Origin of the sequence: Bacillus cereus group sp. BfR-BA-01316 (assembly GCF_022664195.1) — a bacterium.
Lineage (GTDB): Bacteria > Bacillota > Bacilli > Bacillales > Bacillaceae_G > Bacillus_A.
On the sequence record NZ_JAKUGX010000006.1, the window covers coordinates 50,780 to 70,933 of the forward strand.

Here is a 20,154-nt window from a genome sequence, read left to right on the forward strand (position 1 = left end):
GAAGTTAGGTGGGAGTCGGGCTGCCCGTAAAAGCCCGATTGGTTCAACTAATAATCAGTGGGGATGAAAACCCCCCCACTGATTAAAGTTTCACTTTATTAATTGTATAAAGTAGTAAGACTGTCCTAATTATGGACAGTCTTATTTTTGTATATTGATAAGAAATTCTCTAACAAAGTGCAGATGAATCACATATGAAATTTTAGGGAGGTTTTTATCATGTATTATTTTTATTCACCAGAAATGTTCGTTCCATTTCAATGGGGATTAGAACGAGATGTTTCGTATGCTTATATGCCGTATCATTCATTTTATTATGGAGACTATATAAACGCATTGCCATACGCATTACATGTTCCTCAAAATTATGAAGTTCAAATGAAAGAAGAGGATCGTGGATCATGGACACCATTTTCATGGGTCGAAAAATATGCGTATGCATTTTCAGGACCGTACAATAAAGCGGAAGTAGCTCTTACATTTGATGATGGACCAGATTTAGTATTTACGCCGAAAATATTAGATAAGTTAAAAAAGCATAATGTGAAGGCTACTTTCTTCCTGCTTGGCGAAAACGCAGAAAAGTATCCGAATGTAGTACAGCGTATTGCGAATGAGGGGCATGTAATTGGTAATCATACGTATAGTCATCCCAATTTAGCGAAAGTAAATGAGGCCGAGTACCGTAATCAAATTATAAAAACAGAAGAAATATTAAAGCATTTAGCTGGCTATGCTCCTAAATTTATACGTCCGCCGTATGGTGAAATACTTGAAAGTCAATTAAAGTGGGCAACGGAGCAAAATTTTATGATTGTACAGTGGAGCGTCGATACGGTTGATTGGAAGGGGGTAACTGCTGATACGATTACCAATAATGTGTTAGGGAATTCATTTCCTGGTAGTGTAATACTTCAGCATTCAACTCCAGGTGGGCATTTACAAGGATCTGTAGATGCGCTAGACAAAATCATTCCACAGTTAAAAACGAAAGGTGCACGTTTTGTAACACTTCCAAGTATGTTCCAGACATCGAAAGAAAGAAAATGAATGTGTTATCAATTGGGAAATACAGGATTATACCGTATAATGAAAGTGTAGGTTAGGAGGGGATATAATTGATGTATGCACTAGTAAATATAGGAATGAGTATATTGATTGGTATTATATTTATACTTGCTGCACTTATTCTTCAAAAGAATCCACCGACAGATATAAACGCAGCATATGGTTACCGGACGAAACGATCAATGAAAAATAAGGAATTATGGGATGCGGGTAACAGGTATAGTGCAGAAGTGATGAATCAAAATGGATTTATTATGATGTTAATTGGAAGTGTTACTAGTATATTGTTTAGATATCCCCATACAACAGCAGTAATTATGGCTGTCATGCTATTGTTAATCATTCGCTTATTTATGCGAGTAGAGAAAAGATTGAAGACACTTGAACAACAATGATGAATAAAATAGGACTCCCGGGCAATATAAGCTAGGAGTCCTATTTTATCCCGCATTAACGGGCAGTAAGACACTCACCTCAAAATTCGGCTGGAGCAAAGAAGTTAGGTGGGAGTCAGGCTGCCCGTAAACGCCCGATTGGTGAAGGCTAATAATCAGTGGGGGATGAACAAAATCCCCACTGATTATTAGCCTTCACTTTATTTACAAACTATTATTTTTTAGCAATTCTTTTGCTTGTTCTACAACAAATTCATAGTATTCAAGATCATATGGATAAATATCTTCAAATGTTATCGTTATCGGATTACTGTTTAAAACAGAAGTAGTCGTTATAGATGAAATATCTTTTTTTAGTAGTTGTAGAAAAGAAGTTGCATGTACTTTCATCACGTCGTCTACTTCTTCACCCGGTGCAAATGGAAGTGGTTTTATTACATTGTGAAAATACATATGACAAAACTCACGATCAGTAAGGTTTGAAATTTCATAATCTATTTTAAAGATTCCTTTGTATGCTAAATCAGTCGTATGAAAGGAAAGCCCCAATTCTTCTTCAATTTCACGAAGGCCGCCAATCTGTACATCTTCATCATGCATAATGTGTCCAGCTGATGTAATATCCCATATACCCGGCGCCTCCTTTTTATTTATAGAGCGTAATTGAAAATATAAAAACATATCTTCAGCATCTTTTTCTACAAACCAGCAATGAAATGTTTCGTGCCAATCACCGTCACGATGCACTTCATCACGTAATTTCTTTCCAAGTGTATGTCTTTCAGGATCAAATATTGTTAACCACTCTGTCATTTTAATTCCCCTTTCTGTAAATATTATTATACAATATTTGTATTGAATTTTGGGAAAATAAAGAAAAAGGAGTGATTATAAGTGAAGATAGAGAGTAAGGAAATAAAATCAATAATTTCAACTGAGGAAGAATTACGGCAAATATTGGGGCAACCAAGTGAGCGAGCGTTAAAAAAAGTTATTTCATCACTAGACCACCATTGCGTAGATTTTCTGTCTAAATCTCCTTTTCTAGTATTATCTACTGCAAATAAATTAGGAGAGTGTGATGCCTCGCCGAGAGGAGATGCACCTGGATTTGTATATGTATTAAATCAAAATAAAATTATCATCCCTGAAAGACCGGGTAATCGTCGCATAGACTCTATTTTAAATATTATTTCAAATCCAAATGTAGGGTTAATCTTTTTTATTCCTGGTCTTGGGGAGACACTCCGAATAAACGGCCGAGCATACATTACAAACGATGAAGAAATTTTGAAAGAAATGCAGGCGAATGGACGTAATCCGTTACTTGGAATTGTTGTTGAGATAGAGGAGTGCTATATCCATTGTGCAAAAGCTTTTATACGTTCAAAAATGTGGGATCCAAAATCGTGGTTAAATAAAAAAGAGCTACCTTCAGCAGCGAAGATGTTATTAGAGCATGCGAAAGTGAATGCTTCAGAAGAGGACGTTGCACGTTCTTTAGAAGAAAGTTATACGAAAAGATTGTATTAAAAAAATCTTTATTGATATAGTTTTAGAAAGTGGAGATCTTCTCGTTTTAAAATGGAATATTTATATATGAACCGTTGATTTACAAGCTAGTAAATTGCAAAAAAAGTAATAAGAGCAGTCGTTGTAAAATGTTATTGTGAAATATAATAAAAAAGTATCTTTAAAATAGTGAGTGAAAATAGGCTTGCTTTTTAAAATTTTCATAACTATAATAAGTTAACAAATAGACATGAACGAAAAAGTAATGACAAGGACATGAAATCATTTTTACGGTTTACAGAGAGGGAAGCCAAGGCTGTGAGCTTCCTAACACGAGAAGTGATTTTACCACCTTTGAACTTCAATAGTGAACGAGTGATCTAGTAATTATTGACGGTATCAGCCGTTATCTGAGCTTGAGCAATCTAGAAGAAAATAAGTCTAGGTTGGAACAAGGGTGGAACCACGAAAACACATTCGTCCCTTTCCTAGGGATGAGTGTGTTTTTTTATAGTCTTTAAGATTGAAAATTTAAAATAATTAAAAAATAGTATTGATTTTGTTTTTTATGCGAGTATAATGAGTTAACAAATATATATGAACGAAAAAGTAACGATAAGGACATGAGAACATATTTACGGTTTACAGAGAGGGAAGCCAAGGCTGTGAGCTTCCTAACACGAGAAATGATCTTACCACCTTTGAACTTCAATAGTGAACGAGTAATCTAGTAATTATTGACGGTATCAGCCGTTATCTGAACTTGAGCAATCTAGAAGGAAATAAGTCTAGGTTGGAACAAGGGTGGAACCACGAAAACACATTCGTCCCTTTCCTAGGGATGAGTGTGTTTTTTATTATTTTGAAGGGAGGTGCTGTAACATGAAACGATTTGTACGTACGGAAATAACCACCACCTGCACGGGAAAATGGCAGAGCAAGGTGATTGATAGAAGCGAAAAATAAAATTTTAGGAGGAGATTAGAAGATGAATAACGTTATTAATGTTGGGGTATTAGGTTTAGGTACGGTCGGAAGTGGTGTTGTTCATATTTTGAAGGAACATTATAAAAAAATCGCTCTTGATACAGGATATGAAGTGAAAGTAAAGACAGTCGTTGTACGTGATTTGGAAAAAGAACGTGATGTTTGTATTGATGGAATCGTAGTAACAAGTAATGTCGATGAAGTTCTAAATGATTCAAATATTGATATTGTAGTAGAGGTAATGGGCGGAATTGAAGAAGCAAAACAGCATATTATTAGGGCTTTACAAAACAAGAAACATGTCGTTACAGCAAATAAAGATTTAATGGCTGTATATGGTGCGGAGCTTTTGCAATTAGCAAATAAAAATGAATGTGACTTATGTTACGAAGCAAGTGTAGCGGGTGGGATTCCAATATTAAGAGGATTAGCAGATGGGCTAGCGTCAGATCAAATTGAAAAAATAATGGGAATCGTAAATGGAACAACAAATTATATGTTAACAAAGATGAGTCAAAATGGATGGTCGTATGAAGAGGCTTTACAGGAGGCACAAAAATTAGGTTTCGCAGAATCCGATCCAACAGCGGATGTAGATGGGCTAGATGCTGCGAGAAAGGTAGCAATTCTTGCAAACTTAGGTTTTTCGATGAATGTTTCTTTAGATGATGTGCAAGTTAGAGGTATTCGAAAGGTTGAAAAAGAAGATTTAGAGATGGCCGAAAAATTAGGATTTACTATGAAATTAATTGGTAAAGCGGAAAAACAAGGATCATCCATTCACTTAAGTGTAGAACCGACTTTATTACCAAGTCATCATCCGCTATCGAATGTGAATAACGAATTCAATGCGGTGTATGTTCACGGTCAAGCAGTAGGAGAAGTGATGTTTTACGGACCTGGAGCTGGGAAGTTACCAACTGGTTCTGCTGTAGTAAGTGACATTATTTCAATCGTTAAAAATATGAATCAAGTTCCGAAAAATAAAAGTGTATTAAAAGAACCGGAGCCGTATGAATTACAAGGAGATGAAGAAGTAGTTTCGAAATACTTTTTGCGTATTTCATTACGAGATGAGCCTGGAATGTTAAAAAAAATAACAGAATGTTTCGTTGATTATTCTGTGAGTTTAAAAGAGGTAATTCAATTACCTTTGAATCGTGAGCTTGCAGAAGTCGTTGTTGTGACGCATCGAACTTCAAAATATCAATTCGAACAAGTTTTAGGGGCGATAGAAGATGTCGCAAGTGAAATAAACAGTTACTACATTATTGAGGAGGAAAAACAATATGTATAAAGGACTATTAAAACAGTATGCTACTTATTTACCAGTGAATGAAAACACACCTGATGTTAGCTTAATGGAAGGAAATACACCCCTTATTCCATTATTAAATATATCAAAACAATTAGGGATTCAGTTATACGGAAAGTATGAAGGAGCGAATCCAACAGGTTCTTTTAAAGATCGTGGTATGGTAATGGCCGTTGCAAAGGCGAAAGAAGAAGGGGCAGAGGCAATCATTTGTGCATCTACAGGTAATACATCGGCATCGGCGGCAGCTTATGCGGCACGCCTCGGGATGAAATGTATTATCGTAATACCAGAAGGAAAAATTGCGCATGGGAAATTAGCGCAAGCAGTTGCTTATGGAGCGGAGATTATTTCAATAGAAGGGAATTTTGATGATGCACTTAGAGCTGTAAGAAATATTGCTGCAGAAGAGCCGATTACATTAGTAAACTCAGTGAATCCTTATCGAATTGAAGGGCAAAAAACAGCGGCATTTGAAATTTGTGACCAGTTGCAAAACGCACCAGATGTTCTAGCTATTCCTGTTGGAAATGCTGGGAATATTACAGCATACTGGAAAGGGTTCTGTGAATATGAGAAAGAAAAAGGCTATAAGAAACCAAGAATTCACGGCTTTGAAGCGGAAGGAGCAGCGGCAATTGTAAAAGGACATGTAATTGAAGCGCCTGAAACAATTGCAACAGCAATACGTATCGGTAATCCAGCAAGATGGCCGTATGCAGTAGAGGCTGCCGAACAGTCTAATGGTGAAATAGATATGGTGTCAGATGAAGAAATTTTACATGCGTATAGATTGTTAGCAAAAACGGAAGGGGTTTTCGCTGAGCCAGGATCAAATGCTTCATTAGCAGGCGTAATTAAACATGTTCAATCTGGAAAAATCAAAAAAGGCGAAACAGTTGTTGCAGTATTAACTGGAAATGGTTTAAAAGATCCTGATATTGCAATTTCTTCTAATAAATTAGAAATTGCAAGTGTGTCAAATGATATAGAACAAATTAAAGATCATATTAAAGGGGTGATTATGTCGTGATACCATTAAGAGTTCGTGTTCCTGCTAGTACAGCAAATGTTGGACCTGGATTTGATTCTGTTGGAATAGCTTTGTCATTATATTTAGAAGTTAGTGTAAAGGGAGAAGCTAATAAATGGCAAGTTATACATTCCTTTGACGATTCAATTCCAAAAGATGATAAAAATTTAATTGTTAGCACGGCATGTAAAGTATGTCCTTCTTTATCACCCCATATAATAGAAGTAACTAGTAATATTCCGCTGACAAGAGGGCTAGGAAGTAGTGCATCAGCAATTGTAGCAGGGATAGAACTTGCGAATCAACTTGGAAATTTGCATTTAACAACTGATCAAAAAGTTCAAATTGCTACAAATTTTGAAGGACATCCAGATAATGTTGCTGCTTCTATTTTAGGTGGAACTGTAATCGGAGCACTTGATGGAAAAAATGTTTCGGTTGTAAGGATTGAAAGTAAGGAATTAGGCGTAATTTCTCTTATTCCGAATGAAGAGCTAAATACGGATGAAAGTCGATCTGTATTACCAGAGATGTTTCCGTTTCATGAAGCGGTTAAGGCTAGTGCAATAAGTAACGTATTAGTAGCTGCGTTATGTCAAAAGAAGTGGGAAGTTGTAGGTGAAATGATGGAAAGAGATCATTTCCACGAGCCATATCGTTTAGAACTTGTACCGTTATTACCATCAATTCGTAAATGCGCAAAAGAATTCGGAGCATATGGTACAGCTCTTAGTGGCGCGGGACCATCCATTTTTATTTTAACTCCGTATGAGAAGCGTCAAGAAATTGCTGACCAATTAGCGAGAGTATTTGCAGCTATGAAAGTATGTGAGCTTGAAATCGATCATAAAGGGATTACTGTAAATAAGGAAGAACATATTGGATTATAAAGAAAGCTAGCATTGCTAGCTTTCTTTAAGTTATGGGGAATCTATTTTAAATGGAATTTTTTTGGGAGTGATAATATTTTAGAAAGAGAATATACAATGAATATTAATTTTAGAGGTGATTATATGAGTTCAAAAGAGTCACCAGAAGAAAAAAGAGAACGTATGAGACAAGGTGAATTGAAAAATAATCCTACCGGTTCTTTGAATGATGGACTCAATAGAGCAGAAACAGGTAACCCCGTTGATATGACAGGTGGTATGAATTGGAAAGGTACAGGGATATTAATTTTAGTGCTAGTTTTAGGATATATTATATACAGTTACTTTTTCAGTTAAGGAAAGCTTGTTAAAAATTTGATTTGTTTGAACTCATAAGTAGTGAAAATGAACTTATTTTTATACTTTGAAGAGGGCCGTCCAAAAAGTTTTTTTGGACGGCCCTCTCTTATTAATAGGTAGGATATTATTGTCATATTTTGTAGTTAAGTCGATATTCTTTGTCGAAGCTTCGAGATAAGTAGAGTTGTGTTTGATATAATTTCATGTGCTGTTGTAAATTTACTCAGTAAGAACATAACCCCATTTTAAAGTTCGGCTTTTGGGACAGTCTTCATTATTTTTTGCCACATTCCTGTAACAAAGCTCCTGTATATTCAGTGGTGGAGGTGCAGAAGATGAAAAAAATGATAGCGGTATGTCTTCTTACAACATTGTCACTTTCGACTTTAGTCGGGTGTGATGTAAAAGGTAATGATGCTTTACAAGAGTCTAAAATAAAGAAAGAAATGTATAAAGATTTTACGTATGAGGTTAATCCTGAGACGTTTACGTTAACTGTAGAACATGATGGTGTAAAGGAACAGGCATCGCAACCGTTACCGAAAATGAAGGTATCGAATTTGAAAAAAGACAAGGATCATACATCTTGGGAATATCCTGATCAAAAAGTAAAAGTAAATTTAGAAAAGAAAAAAGATCACTTAAATATTGAAGTGGAATCGACTGGTGCAGAAAGTTTCACATGGCCAAAAGTGCAAGCTGAAAATTATACACTTCCGTTATGGGAAGGTAAGCAAATTCCAAGTAATGATGAGAATTGGAAGAAGTTTTTAAAGGATGATGTATATTCATTTGCTGAATCATTTTCTATGAAGTTTTTTGCATTAAATGGTTCTAAATATTCAATCGTATATATTGCGAACAATATGTTTAATAATGAATTGAAATTTCATTCAGATCCGAAAATAGGGTTTGATTTTACACATGAATTCCCGAGTATAAATAAAAATAAAACATATGGCTTTCAATTATATGTGACAAATAATGATGCAGTAAGTATTGCTAAACTGTATAAGGATAATATTGTTGAAAAAGGTGAATTTAAAACATTACAAGAAAAGGCAAGAAAAAATAAAGAAATCGAAAAACTTTACGGGGCAGCCCATTTTTACTTTTGGAATCAAAATGGTTTATCAGAAAGTAACGTAAATTGGCCGAAGCTAAGAGAGCAAATAAATAGTCCGGTGTTTAGCCATATAAAAGAGCTCATTCAAAAAAATAGTTCAGAGCCTGGAGAACTGAATGTATTTGAGCGAGTAGGTAAACAAGATTTCATCGATAAGTATCAAAAAGAAGTTATTTTGCGTTATGTAAACGAAGCATTATCAATGAAGGAATTGTATAAAGAGGATATTTTCCCGAAAGTTGATCAGGTGGCTAGTGAGTTATTAAAAAAAGGTGTAGATAACTTATCGAAGATGGAGTTATATAACTTAAATAAGCATTTATTAAAGTCGATACTTGGTGATGCCGTTGAAGAAGTAAGTAAATGGGGTAACGCAGATGGAACGGATATTATAAAGGAAATGAAAGAAGCAGGGATAGACAAAGCGTGGATTGGTCTACCGAACTGGGAACAAGGATATATGCAACCTAATTTTGTTACAGAAGCTAAGAAAATGGGATATTTAGTTGGTCCGTATGATTCTTATCATTCCATTCACGAAAAAGGGGATAAAAATTGGAACACAGCTTCCTTTAATGATCCATCGTTATATGAAGAAGCAACTGTAACGAAGAAAAATGGAGAGAAAGTGCAAGGGTTTTTAGGGAGAGGCCGAAAATTAAATCCGACATTATCACTTCCTAGTGTAAAAGAACGAATGAACGATATATTACAAAATGGCCCTAAATATAATTCATGGTTTATTGATTGTGACGCGACGGGCGAAATTTATGATGATTATTCAACAAAACATTTAACGACACAAGAACAAGATTTAAAAGCACGATTAAAAAGAATGGATTATATCGCGCAAGAAAAAGGGATAGTAGTAGGCTCTGAAGGTGGAAATGATTTTGCAAGTAGTACAATTGCATTTGCGCACGGAATTGAAACGCCTGTAATTAAATGGGATGATGAAGATATGAGAAAAAATAAAACAAGCCCGTATTATGTCGGTGGGTATTGGTCACCAAATCAAAATGTTCCAGAAAAATATGCAAAACAAGTACCGTTGAAAGAAGAATATAAGCAAGTATATTTAAATCCAGTATATTCGGTGCCATTATATAAACTAGTATACAATGATTCGGTTATTACAACGCACCACTGGGAATGGGGAAGTTTGAAGGTAAAGGACGAGGTTGGAAATCGTATGTTATATGAATTATTGTATAATGTTCCACCTTTATACCATTTAGATGAAGTAGAGTGGAATAAGCATAAAAAAGAAATGACAGAGCATCTGAAAGTTTGGAATGATGTTCATGAAAAGGCAGTAAAAGAAGAAATGACGAACTTTGCATATCTGTCAGAAGATAAGCTGGTACAATCTGCTTCATATGGAAAAAACATTAAAATCATTGTGAATTTCTCTAATGATGATGTGGAAATAGAAAAAACGAAAATAAAAGCAAAGTCAGCTTTAATTAATAATAATGGGAAGCAAATAATATACACACCAAATGAGAAATAGGAAAATAAAACTATAATCAGACTGTATTAATCGGGATTTTACGGGCAACTTGACTCTTTATTCGTGCTGAAATTCGAGGTGAAAGTCTTGCTACCTGCAAATAACAGAATAATAAATCTGTAAATTTGAATGTTCTGAAGTATTGATTTTTTTTAGTTGATAAATAGTGACTTGCTAAAAATAAGCACGAGAGTATAATGTGAAATGGAATACATATTGAATTTATGAAGTAACCTTACAAAAATGTAAGGTGATTGAAAGGAAATTCAATATGAAGATTACTAGACATACATTATACTAGGAAAAGAGAAAGAGAGGAGAATGAACATGAGCTCTGAATTAGAACAAGATACGAGAAGCAGTAAAAAACGTTCTAAAAGAAAATCAATAAAATGGTTCATTTTAATTCCATTTTTCCTACTTATTTTTGGAGGAGTAGGATATGGATCGTTTATATATAACAAAGCAAAAGCTGTTGTAAGTGATGCATATGCAAAAATTGATAAGTCATCAAAAAGGGACAAAGAAGTGGAACCTTTAAAGGATAATATTTCGATTTTAATCATGGGTGTCGATGGAAGCGAAATGAGAAAAAGCCAATATGGTGAAGCGGTTCGAACAGATGCACTTTTATTAGCGACAATTAATAAAGATGATAAATCCGTTAAATTAGTAAGCATTCCTCGTGATTCACGTGTTTATATTCCATCTAGAAAGAAATTAGATAAAATTACACACGCACACGTATTTGGTGGTGTTGAAAGTACAAGAGATACAGTGGAAAGATTTTTAAATGTTCCAGTTGATTATTATGTGAAGTTTAACTTTGAGTCATTTGTACAAATTGTAGATTCAATTGGTGGTATTGATATTGATGTACCGGTTACTTTCACAGAACAAGATAGTAAAGACCAAGCAGGTATGATCCATTTAGAAAAAGGTTACCAACATTTAAATGGTGAACAAGCCCTTGCACTTGCTAGAACGCGTAAAATTGACAGTGACGCAATGCGTGGTCAAAGGCAACAACTTGTAATTGAAGCAATTGCGAAAAAAGCAATGTCTGTTCAATCAATTAGTAAAATGGGCTCTTTACTTGATGCAGTTGATAAAAATATGAAAACAAACTTAACGTTTGATGATATGCTTGCTATTACGAAAAATATGGCAGGATCTGATCTGCAAATGGAAAAGATGCAAATAGAAGGAACGGATAAACGTATTGGTGGTATTTATTATTACATTCCAAATGAAAAGAATGTAAAAGATATTTCAAAAAAATTAAATAATCATTTGGGTATAACACCAAAACCAGCTCGAAACGAATAGTAAAAAAGATTGGCCTCCGCCAATCTTTTTTTATGGAAATGTATTTGTAACTTTTCTGTAACGATTTTTTATTTCAGAAAAATTATACTCATATGTATGAGAATATTGGAGAAGCAAAAAGTAAAGTGAAATACTTAAAATTTGTAATAAGGAAAGATATCATATGCAGAAATGGATAAGCATTTTGGGAATCATTTTTATATTGACTGGATGTAAAATGTCTGAAGCTCCAACAAGTTTAATGGGAGCTCCTGCAAATGAAAAGTGGATTAATGAACTAAAAGAGCAAATAGATAAAGATTTGCCTGTTAATTATCGGTTGCTTACTCCAATGTCTAATAAAGATAAACAGATGATTTGGTCACTGGATTTTAAACAAGATAATAAAAAAGAAGCAATCGTATTTTATAAAGTACCGAATGAAGATCGGAGTATATATTTAGCTATTTATGCGGAAAGCAGCACTGGCTGGAAACTAAAGTCCACTCATACATTTGATGGTGAGAATATAGATATCGTTAAAGTCGGTGATTTTACAGGGAACGGGAAGCGAGAGTTATTAATTGGAATCTCTGTAAGTCGTGAATCTTTAGAACATGTAATGTATGTTTTTTCGGAAGAAAATGATGATATGAAGGAGATTTATAATCGGCAATATACGAAGTTATTTATAGAGGATCTAAATAGAAATGGCCTTAATGATATAAGCCTTGTTACTTATAAAAAAGATGAGCAATTGAAAGTTGAGTTCATTGAACAATTTAAGACTATGTCTGAAGTTACATTCGATCCATATATAAATAGTATTCAGCGAATACAAATGGGGCGTATTTCTAACATGTCAAAGGCAGTTGTAATTGATGCAGGAGTGGGGGCTCATTCAGGTATAACATATGTAGCAAAATTTGATAAGGATCATTATGAGGGACTACCTATAGACGGGAAAGAAGATTTATTCAATGAGTATGTTGTGGAAAGTAAAGACGTTAATGAAGACGGCATTATTGAATTTGTTCGTACTGTGCGTCCAAAAGGTTGGGAAGATAAATCACATGGTGATAGTCCGCTCTTTGAACGTTACATACAGTGGAGTGAAGATGGAACTAAACCTATAGAAGAAAGATATATCAATATAGAAAAAGGATATTTTGTGAAAATTCCTGAAGAGTTAATAGGAAAAATTACTATTCCAGATCAGCAAAAGGATTCAAGTGTTCAAAAGTTTTTGGATGCAACTACAAATGAAATATGGCTTGAAGTCCATATTTTTAAGCGGAAAGAATGGTTCAAAATAAAAGGATACGAGGCAGCAGTTAAAACGGCTTCTCATGTATATGCAGTACCGAAGCAATCAAAATTTGAAAAAATGAAAGCATATATAAAACCGCTAGCGGATTATCAACAAGAGTAGGGAGGTGGGAATTATGTCAACAATTTTAGTTTTAGAAGATGAAATACCAATCCGTAGCTTTATTGTCCTAAATTTGAAACGTGCTGGATTTTATGTATTAGAAGCTAGTACTGGAGAAGAAGCGGTACAGATTTTAAGTGAACATACTGTTGATGTAGCGTTACTTGATGTTATGTTACCGGGGATCGATGGTTTTCAAGTTTGTAAAGCTATCCGGGAAGAAAATAAAAAAATGGGCATTATTATGTTAACCGCCCGTGTACAAGATGGGGATATGGTACAAGGACTCGGAATTGGTGCAGATGATTATATTACAAAACCGTTTAGTCCAGTAGAATTAACTGCGCGTATACAATCTTTATTAAGAAGAATAGAAGTACATGAAGAAAAAACGAATACAATCACGTCTGGTCCGTTCTCGTTAAATATTATAGAAGAAAGATTATATAAAGGTGGACAATTAGTTGATTTAACACCTACAGAGTATATGATATTACAGTATTTAATGAATCAGGCTTCAAAGCCAGTTTCGCGTGATGAAATTTTAAATATGATTTGGGGAACCAATTACGTAGGCGAGACGAAAGTAGTAGATGTAAATATGAGACGTTTACGTCAAAAGATAGAATGTAATCCATCAGAACCTGAATTTATCCTTACTGTGTGGGGAAAAGGATATGTGTGGAAGGAAAGTATGAGATGAAACGGAAAGTGACTTTATATTTTATGACGGTCATTACACTTATGCTTGTATTATTTGAAGTAGTATTTTCAATCTCAATTTATCGATATTACTATAATGGTATTGTGCAATATGTAGAATCTCATGCGAAGACGACTACACGATTTTTTTCTGAATATAATTCATTATATTTTATTCGTTTGCAAGAATATAGTGGAGACATAATTGAAAGCTTCCAGTTAGAAGGAACCGAATTACAACTAATCGATCGACACGGTACAATTATACAATCGTCAAGTGGGCAAAAGGTTGAAGGTAAAGTGAGTATTCCTTATTCTTTACTAGAGGGGGAAATGTATCACCAAGTTATTACTACGAAAGATAACGTGGAACAATTAGAAGTATTAAGTCCACTCGTACATCAAGGGCAAACTATCGGTGTTTTAAAATATACGACTGTTTTAACACATGTAAATGCAAAGATTATTGAAATTATTATGTTTACTATTTCAGTCGGAATTGTCATTTCAGGTATCGTATTCTTAATCAGTAGACGATTGGCGAATTCGTTTGTGAAACCTATCGAATCTATTATTCATGCTTCTTCGCAAATTGCGGAAGGTACATTAAAGGAGCAAATTAAAGAGGATTATCCTGGTGAATTAGGTGAGTTAGCACACAGTTTAAATCATATGTCTAATAAAATAGAAAAAGCAGAAAAGATGAAAAATGAATTTATTGCTTCTATTTCTCATGAAATACGAACGCCTTTAACGGGAATTAAAGGTTGGAGCGAGACGTTAAAAACAGTAGATCATTTAACGGAAGAAGAAATAAAACAAGGTATGGGAATTATTTCAGGTGAGACAGACCGATTGATTCATTTAGTAGAGGAATTGCTAGATTTTTCAAGATTGCAGTCAAATCATTTTAATTTATATAAACAAAAGGTACAATTGTACGATATACTAGAGGAGACGATTTGGCAATTAACTCCTAAATCAGAAGAGAAACAGATTCATCTAGTTGCTAATTTAGAACGAGTAGAACTAGTAGGAGATCGAAATAGACTAAAACAAGTTTTCCTAAATATTATTCATAATGCTATTAAATATTCATATGAAAAAAGTACAGTTTACATTGAAGCGACCAAAAGTGAAGGACAAGCCGTGATTAAGGTGACAGATCAAGGTATTGGAATTGCTAAAGAACATCTACCATTTATAGAGCAGTCATTTTATCAGATTAATAACCATATTGAAGGTGCAGGCATTGGATTAGCCATTGTAAAAAAAATGGTGGAGCTTCATGGTGGTACGCTTAGTATTAAAAGTAGAGAAAGCGTAGGAACAACAATTTTGATAAAACTCCCACTATAATTTATATAAAGTTTATATAGTGTAATAAAAATAAATAGATGTATAATTATATTGGGTGATTTATATATGAGATTAATAGGGAGAGGAATTCGATAGAATGGAAAAGGCTTTTAAAATTAAACGAGTAGTAGTCGTTTTAATAGCGATTGCAGCAGTAGCTATTGGGTATTTCATGTTTCAATCTATTACTTCACCAGCAAAAGCTGTTGCGAAACAAGAAAATGTAATACAGCTTGCAAGTGAACAACCGAAAGTTGAAATGAATAAAACGGCACCAAGTCGTTTTAATGGACAGGAAAGAAAAGTTGCTTACCTTACATTTGATGATGGGCCAGGAAAATATACGGCTGAATTATTGAATATGTTAAAACAGCATGATGCGAAGGCGACATTCTTTTTAATTGGTGCGAATGTGAAACAGTTTCCTGATTTAGTAAAACGTGAAAATGCAGAAGGACATTATGTTGGAATGCATAGTATGACACACAATTTTGCGAAGTTATATAAAAATGGCGAGTATGTTAATGAAATGAAAGAAGATCAAGGCTTAATCGCAAATATTATTGGGAAAGCCCCTAAATTAACACGTCCTCCATACGGATCGATGCCTGGTTTAAATGAAGGTCTCCGAAATAAAGTAGTTGAGGATGGTTTAAAAGTGTGGGACTGGACAATTGACTCTTTAGACTGGAAATACAATAAAGTACCAGTTGATGCAGCGGCAGCGCAAATCGCTCAAAATGTATTAGCTGGTGCAACAAAACCGCAAGAAGTCATTTTAATGCATGACATTCACCCGCAATCAGTTGCTGCTGTGCCAGCAATTTTAAAGGGTCTAAAAGAAAAAGGTTATGAATTTGAAGCATATCATGAAGAGAATCACTTCCCAGTGAATTTCTGGCACGATAACCGTATGTAATTGGAGGAATTGAAGTTGAAGTATGGAAAAGTAGCAGTTGTTGGAGCATTATCAGTAGGATTATTATCAGGTTGTTTCGGTGAAAAGCCAGAAGAAAATTTACATACGGCTTTTGAAGCAGCAGCGACACAAGAAAAATCTTTAGTTGAGGATACGAAAAAATTAGAGCAATTAGAAAAGCAAGGGCAAGAACTATATTCTCAAATTTTACAAGAAGGTAAAGAACATAATGAAGCAGTTACGAAGAAAATTGAGCAAGCTACTGCAAATGTAGATGAGCGTGAAAAAGTATTGAAAAACGAGAAAGAACTGTTAGAAAAAGCTCAGAAGGAAACGAAATCGGTTCAAAGCAATATAGAGAAGCTTGAAGATAAGAAATTGCAAAAACAAGCAAAAGCAGTAGAAGAATCGTATGAAAATCGTTATGATGCCTTCCAAAAGATGAATGAGAATTACACGAAGGCGTTAGCGACTGAAAAAGAACTGTATGAAAAATTAAAAGTAAAAGAAACGAAGTTAAAAGAAATCGGTGAAAAAGTTAAAACTGTTAATGAGTTAAATGTGGAAGCGCAAAAGGCGAAAGAACAATTTAATACACATACAAAAGAGTATAATGATAATAAATTAGCATTTTATAAAGATGCACAGATTAAGATTAAAGAACAAAAATAAAGAGGTATTATAATCACGATAAAAAACCTATAGAAAAAGCCGAAAAAACATTGTAATAAAAAATGTTTTTTCGGCTTTTGTCATTAAATGAATAGAAAGGACTGGAATTGATATCATAAAAGAGTTATAGTGTATTATTCGAAGGGAAACATTGTAAAGTAAGGAGAATGAAATATGTCATATGAATTTTTATTCAAATTAGGTTTAGCACTCTTTTTAGGATTATTCATCGGGATAGATAGGCAGCTAAAGAATAAACCGCTTGGTGTGAAAACAAGTATGGTTATTTCTGTCGCAAGTTGTTTAATTACAATGGTTTCAATTGAATCAGTGAATGTGTATTCTGTACCGGGTCATACGAATATGGATCCAATGCGCCTTGCTGCCCAAATTGTAAGTGGTATCGGTTTCCTTGGGGCGGGGGTAATTTTACGAAGAAGTAATGATGTTATTTCAGGATTAACGACAGCTTCTATGGTATGGGCTGCTTCAGCTTTAGGTATTGCGATTGGAGCAGGATTTTATATACAAGCGACGGTTGCTATGGTTTTAATTATATTAGCAATCAATGTACTTCCTCACCTTGTGAAAATTGCAGGCCCATATTCATTGAGACAAAAGGACTTGTCTATCAAAATTACTGTAAATGAGCATCGAGAGTTAGATGGGATTTTTAAGCAAATTAAAAATTTAAACATGCAAGTGAAACGAGTGAAAATTAAAGATATTGATAACGGAGCATCTCAGCAATTGGAAATGGTTATTTTAGCGCCGGAAGATTTATATACAACGGAGCTATATAGTTCACTAAAAGAGATCAATCATGTTGTATCTGTTGAGGTTGAAAGTAGATAAAAAAAGAGTGGAAAGGGTGATGAAAATTCACTCTTTTTTTATATGGGATAAAACATTTTGCTATAATCATTTACAAAAGGGGATGAAAATGATGGAGATAAATATTAGGAGGGCAATGAAAGAGGATATTGTAGGTATAGCAAAAGTGCATGTGGAGAGCTGGAAAACCACATATAAAGGGATAGTTGCTAACGGAATTTTAGAAAATATAACGTATGAACAACGAGAAAACCAATGGGAAAGCATCTTCCAAAAAGAAGATGAGAACAAATATAGATTTGTAGCAGAGACGTTAAATGGAACAATAATTGGATTCATTGATGGGGGAGTTGAAAGGACAGGTACATATAATTGTGATGGAGAATTATATGCGATTTACCTATTACAACAGTATCAAGGATTGAAAATAGGGAATAGACTATTTCAAGCTTTACTCTCTGAATATAAAAAAAATAATATACAATCTCTTTTAGTTTGGGTGATTTCGAATAATCCGTCTAAAAAGTTTTATGAAAAATATAATCCTGAAAAAATTGATACAAAATTTTTAGAAAGACTAAATGTAAAAGAAATAGCATATGCTTGGCGAGATATGGATTGCTTATACAAATCATTATCAATTTAGATTCAAATAATTTTGTTATGTAAACTAAACATTTGAGTATTAAAAAATACATCAATGATTATATTGATGTATTTTTTTGCGTACGGATGTAATACCAAGAAAAGTCGGAAAGTTTGGTTAGGTGAAAAAATTCCGAAATATTTCTTGAAATGATTATCATTATCAATTAGAATCATAATTGATAATGAAATTCAATTATTAGAATTTTTATAAAAATTTGATAGTGTTCGTCTAAAAGAGGAGGAGCAGTATGCACCATGCGAAACAAATCGCGGAACATGCAACAATACAAAGCTTTTTAAATTGTTATTTAAGAGAAACAGGAAGTGGAGAATGGATTACGGAGGATAAAAGGATAGAAAATATTTTCTGCCATTCATTTCAAAGAGATGCTATCCCCACTTATTTATGCTGTCGGTTATCGGCACAAAACGTTACTTTGTATGGAGAGGTTATATATAAATCACCAACAGACCGTCATTTGTTTGGAGAACAATTTTATTATCAAATCGGAGAAGACAAAAATGTCATAAAAGCAGATTACGTTACGGTTATTACGTTTTTAATAAAAGAAATGTCTATCAACTATGGAGAAGGTACAAATCCTGCTGAACTTATGCTTCGAGTCATTCGTAGTTGTCAAAATATTGAGGAATTTACAAAAGAGAGAGTGAAGGATACATCCGAATTATATGGTTTCTATACGTCCTTTATAGAAGCGGAGCAATCTTTATTATTTGGACATTTAACCCATCCTACACCAAAGAGTAGACAAGGTATATTGGATTGGAAAAGTTCAATGTACTCTCCGGAGTTAAAAGGAGAATGTCAGCTTCACTATTTTCGAGCACATAAAAGTATAGTAAGTGAAAAATCATTATTAATAGATTCTACGACAACAATTATAAAAGAGGAATTAAAGAATGATGAAATTGTTAGTCAGGAATTTATTACGAAGTACTGTCAAGAAGATGAGTATTCATTAATTCCAATCCATCCGCTTCAAGCAGAATGGTTATTACATCAATCTTATGTGCAAAATTGGATGAATCAAGGTGCTCTTGAATATATCGGTCCAGAAGGTAAGTGTTATATGGCAACATCATCACTTAGAACGCTATATCATCCTCATTCGAAGTATATGCTCAAGTTTTCATTCCCTGTAAAGGTAACAAATTCAATGCGTATTAATAAATTGAAGGAACTTGAGAGTGGTCTTGAAGGTAAGGAAATGTTAAATACTAAAATTGGTGAAGTGTTAGAAAAGTTTCCAGGGTTTGATTTTATATGTGATCCAGCCTTCATTACACTAAAATATGGTATGCAAGAGTCCGGATTTGAAGTGATTATTCGGGATAATCCTTTTTATAGTGAAAATGCGAATGACGCTACTTTAATAGCTGGTCTAGTACAAGATGCTATCCCTGGAAAACGCACTCGTTTATCAAATATTATTCATCATTTAGCGGATCTAGAAAATAAAAGTTGCGAAGAGGTAAGTTTAGAATGGTTTAGACGGTATTTAAATATTTCTTTAAAGCCGATGGTATGGATGTATTTACGTTATGGAGTTGCATTAGAAGCTCATCAGCAAAATAGTGTCGTGCGATTGGAAGGTGGCTATCCAGTAAAGTTTTACTTCCGTGATAATCAAGGGTTTTATTTCTGTAATTCAATGAAATCGGTGCTAGATAAAGAATTGACCGGTATTGGTGAACAAACTGGGAATTTATATGACGATTATATTGTGGATGAAAGATTTCGTTATTATTTAATTTTCAATCATATGTTTGGGCTCATTAACGGTTTTGGTACAGCAGGGTTAATTAAGGAAGAAATTCTTCTTTCTGAATTAAGGTCTGTAATTGAATCGTTCCTTCCATTTAACCGTGAACCTTCTACATTTTTAAGAGAATTGTTAGAAGAAGATAAATTGGCATGTAAAGCAAATTTACTGACGAGATTTTTCGATGTCGATGAGTTAACGAATCCATTAGAGCAAGCAATTTATGTACAAGTAGATAATCCACTTGTTAGAGAAGTGGCTGTTCGTTCATAAGTAGTGCTAAAATTTCACGTAATACAAATAATGGAATTCGATATT

General features: G+C 34.0%; 18 protein-coding genes and 2 other annotated features. Of the genes, 17 read left to right on the forward strand and 1 reads right to left on the reverse strand.

Features of this window, described 5'->3' with window-relative positions; genetic code table 11:
* Window positions 1–219 precede the first annotated feature (219 nt).
* Both MR071_RS07130 and MR071_RS07135 read left to right on the forward strand, forming a co-directional pair.
* Window positions 220–1,050 carry a peptidoglycan-N-acetylglucosamine deacetylase gene (locus MR071_RS07130; RefSeq protein WP_242235542.1) on the forward strand — a complete coding sequence of 277 codons (831 nt, stop codon included), beginning with the start codon at window positions 220–222 and terminating at the stop codon, window positions 1,048–1,050.
* A 71-nt stretch (window positions 1,051–1,121) separates the two neighbouring features.
* Entirely contained in the window at window positions 1,122–1,463 is a 342-nt protein-coding gene (locus MR071_RS07135) for an SdpI family protein (protein ID WP_105586929.1), read from the forward strand.
* A 204-nt stretch (window positions 1,464–1,667) separates the two neighbouring features.
* On the opposite strand, the gene MR071_RS07140 is transcribed toward MR071_RS07135, so the two are convergent.
* Entirely contained in the window at window positions 1,668–2,276 is a 609-nt protein-coding gene (locus MR071_RS07140) for an NUDIX hydrolase (protein WP_105586928.1), read from the reverse strand.
* Window positions 2,277–2,357: 81 nt separating this feature from the next.
* Here MR071_RS07140 and MR071_RS07145 point away from each other — a divergent pair, with 81 nt between their 5' ends.
* From MR071_RS07145 to MR071_RS07215, 15 genes are all read left to right on the forward strand, one after another.
* A complete protein-coding gene (locus MR071_RS07145; protein WP_105586927.1) occupies window positions 2,358–2,996 on the forward strand; it encodes a pyridoxamine 5'-phosphate oxidase family protein in 639 nt (212 codons plus the stop codon).
* A gap of 235 nt (window positions 2,997–3,231) precedes the next feature.
* Window positions 3,232–3,463: a binding site (T-box leader), on the forward strand.
* Window positions 3,464–3,578: 115 nt separating this feature from the next.
* Window positions 3,579–3,810: a binding site (T-box leader), on the forward strand.
* A gap of 153 nt (window positions 3,811–3,963) precedes the next feature.
* Window positions 3,964–5,259: a homoserine dehydrogenase gene (locus MR071_RS07150; RefSeq protein ID WP_242235544.1), complete on the forward strand. Its 1,296-nt coding sequence runs from the start codon at window positions 3,964–3,966 to the stop codon at window positions 5,257–5,259.
* Window positions 5,252–6,310 carry a threonine synthase gene (gene thrC, locus MR071_RS07155; RefSeq protein ID WP_242235546.1) on the forward strand — a complete coding sequence of 353 codons (1,059 nt, stop codon included), beginning with the start codon at window positions 5,252–5,254 and terminating at the stop codon, window positions 6,308–6,310. The genes MR071_RS07150 and thrC overlap by 8 nt, the downstream gene beginning before the upstream one ends.
* A complete protein-coding gene (thrB, locus tag MR071_RS07160) occupies window positions 6,307–7,200 on the forward strand; it encodes a homoserine kinase (RefSeq protein ID WP_105586924.1) in 894 nt (297 codons plus the stop codon). The genes thrC and thrB overlap by 4 nt, the downstream gene beginning before the upstream one ends.
* A gap of 123 nt (window positions 7,201–7,323) precedes the next feature.
* Window positions 7,324–7,536: a DUF6366 family protein gene (locus MR071_RS07165; RefSeq protein ID WP_105586970.1), complete on the forward strand. Its 213-nt coding sequence runs from the start codon at window positions 7,324–7,326 to the stop codon at window positions 7,534–7,536.
* A 338-nt stretch (window positions 7,537–7,874) separates the two neighbouring features.
* On the forward strand, window positions 7,875–10,178 hold the full coding sequence (locus MR071_RS07170; RefSeq protein WP_242235548.1) for a glycoside hydrolase: 2,304 nt from the start codon (window positions 7,875–7,877) through the stop codon (window positions 10,176–10,178).
* A 327-nt stretch (window positions 10,179–10,505) separates the two neighbouring features.
* Entirely contained in the window at window positions 10,506–11,507 is a 1,002-nt protein-coding gene (locus MR071_RS07175) for an LCP family protein (RefSeq protein WP_142395890.1), read from the forward strand.
* 163 nt (window positions 11,508–11,670) lie between these two features.
* Complete coding sequence (locus MR071_RS07180) at window positions 11,671–12,918, forward strand: hypothetical protein (RefSeq protein WP_105586921.1); 1,248 nt, start codon at window positions 11,671–11,673, stop codon at window positions 12,916–12,918.
* Window positions 12,919–12,931: 13 nt separating this feature from the next.
* A complete protein-coding gene (locus MR071_RS07185; RefSeq protein ID WP_242235551.1) occupies window positions 12,932–13,621 on the forward strand; it encodes a response regulator transcription factor in 690 nt (229 codons plus the stop codon).
* Window positions 13,618–14,979: a sensor histidine kinase gene (locus tag MR071_RS07190; protein ID WP_242235553.1), complete on the forward strand. Its 1,362-nt coding sequence runs from the start codon at window positions 13,618–13,620 to the stop codon at window positions 14,977–14,979. The genes MR071_RS07185 and MR071_RS07190 overlap by 4 nt, the downstream gene beginning before the upstream one ends.
* A gap of 97 nt (window positions 14,980–15,076) precedes the next feature.
* A complete protein-coding gene (locus MR071_RS07195; RefSeq protein WP_105586919.1) occupies window positions 15,077–15,898 on the forward strand; it encodes a peptidoglycan-N-acetylglucosamine deacetylase in 822 nt (273 codons plus the stop codon).
* Window positions 15,899–15,913: 15 nt separating this feature from the next.
* Window positions 15,914–16,570: a YkyA family protein gene (locus MR071_RS07200; RefSeq protein ID WP_105586918.1), complete on the forward strand. Its 657-nt coding sequence runs from the start codon at window positions 15,914–15,916 to the stop codon at window positions 16,568–16,570.
* Between the two features lie 174 nt (window positions 16,571–16,744).
* Window positions 16,745–17,425 (forward strand): MgtC/SapB family protein, encoded by a 681-nt coding sequence (locus MR071_RS07205; protein WP_105586917.1) that lies wholly within the window; start codon window positions 16,745–16,747, stop codon window positions 17,423–17,425.
* Between the two features lie 88 nt (window positions 17,426–17,513).
* Window positions 17,514–18,050 (forward strand): GNAT family N-acetyltransferase, encoded by a 537-nt coding sequence (locus tag MR071_RS07210; RefSeq protein WP_105586916.1) that lies wholly within the window; start codon window positions 17,514–17,516, stop codon window positions 18,048–18,050.
* Between the two features lie 250 nt (window positions 18,051–18,300).
* Window positions 18,301–20,109, forward strand: a complete 1,809-nt coding sequence (locus MR071_RS07215; protein ID WP_105586915.1) for an IucA/IucC family protein — start codon at window positions 18,301–18,303, stop codon at window positions 20,107–20,109.
* The last annotated feature ends 45 nt before the right edge of the window (window positions 20,110–20,154 follow it).

Excerpts from the sequence above, each read along its gene's own strand:
- MR071_RS07130 (WP_242235542.1), top strand. The coding sequence starts at position 220 with ATGTATTATTTTTATTCACCAGAAATGTTCGTTCCATTTCAATGGGGA.
- MR071_RS07135 (WP_105586929.1), top strand. The coding sequence starts at position 1,122 with ATGTATGCACTAGTAAATATAGGAATGAGTATATTGATTGGTATTATA.
- MR071_RS07140 (WP_105586928.1), bottom strand. The coding sequence starts at position 2,276 with ATGACAGAGTGGTTAACAATATTTGATCCTGAAAGACATACACTTGGA.
- MR071_RS07150 (WP_242235544.1), top strand. The coding sequence starts at position 3,964 with ATGAATAACGTTATTAATGTTGGGGTATTAGGTTTAGGTACGGTCGGA.
- thrC (WP_242235546.1), top strand. The coding sequence starts at position 5,252 with ATGTATAAAGGACTATTAAAACAGTATGCTACTTATTTACCAGTGAAT.
- MR071_RS07165 (WP_105586970.1), top strand. The coding sequence starts at position 7,324 with ATGAGTTCAAAAGAGTCACCAGAAGAAAAAAGAGAACGTATGAGACAA.
- MR071_RS07170 (WP_242235548.1), top strand. The coding sequence starts at position 7,875 with ATGAAAAAAATGATAGCGGTATGTCTTCTTACAACATTGTCACTTTCG.
- MR071_RS07175 (WP_142395890.1), top strand. The coding sequence starts at position 10,506 with ATGAGCTCTGAATTAGAACAAGATACGAGAAGCAGTAAAAAACGTTCT.
- MR071_RS07180 (WP_105586921.1), top strand. The coding sequence starts at position 11,671 with ATGCAGAAATGGATAAGCATTTTGGGAATCATTTTTATATTGACTGGA.
- MR071_RS07185 (WP_242235551.1), top strand. The coding sequence starts at position 12,932 with ATGTCAACAATTTTAGTTTTAGAAGATGAAATACCAATCCGTAGCTTT.
- MR071_RS07190 (WP_242235553.1), top strand. The coding sequence starts at position 13,618 with ATGAAACGGAAAGTGACTTTATATTTTATGACGGTCATTACACTTATG.
- MR071_RS07195 (WP_105586919.1), top strand. The coding sequence starts at position 15,077 with ATGGAAAAGGCTTTTAAAATTAAACGAGTAGTAGTCGTTTTAATAGCG.
- MR071_RS07205 (WP_105586917.1), top strand. The coding sequence starts at position 16,745 with ATGTCATATGAATTTTTATTCAAATTAGGTTTAGCACTCTTTTTAGGA.
- MR071_RS07210 (WP_105586916.1), top strand. The coding sequence starts at position 17,514 with ATGATGGAGATAAATATTAGGAGGGCAATGAAAGAGGATATTGTAGGT.
- MR071_RS07215 (WP_105586915.1), top strand. The coding sequence starts at position 18,301 with ATGCACCATGCGAAACAAATCGCGGAACATGCAACAATACAAAGCTTT.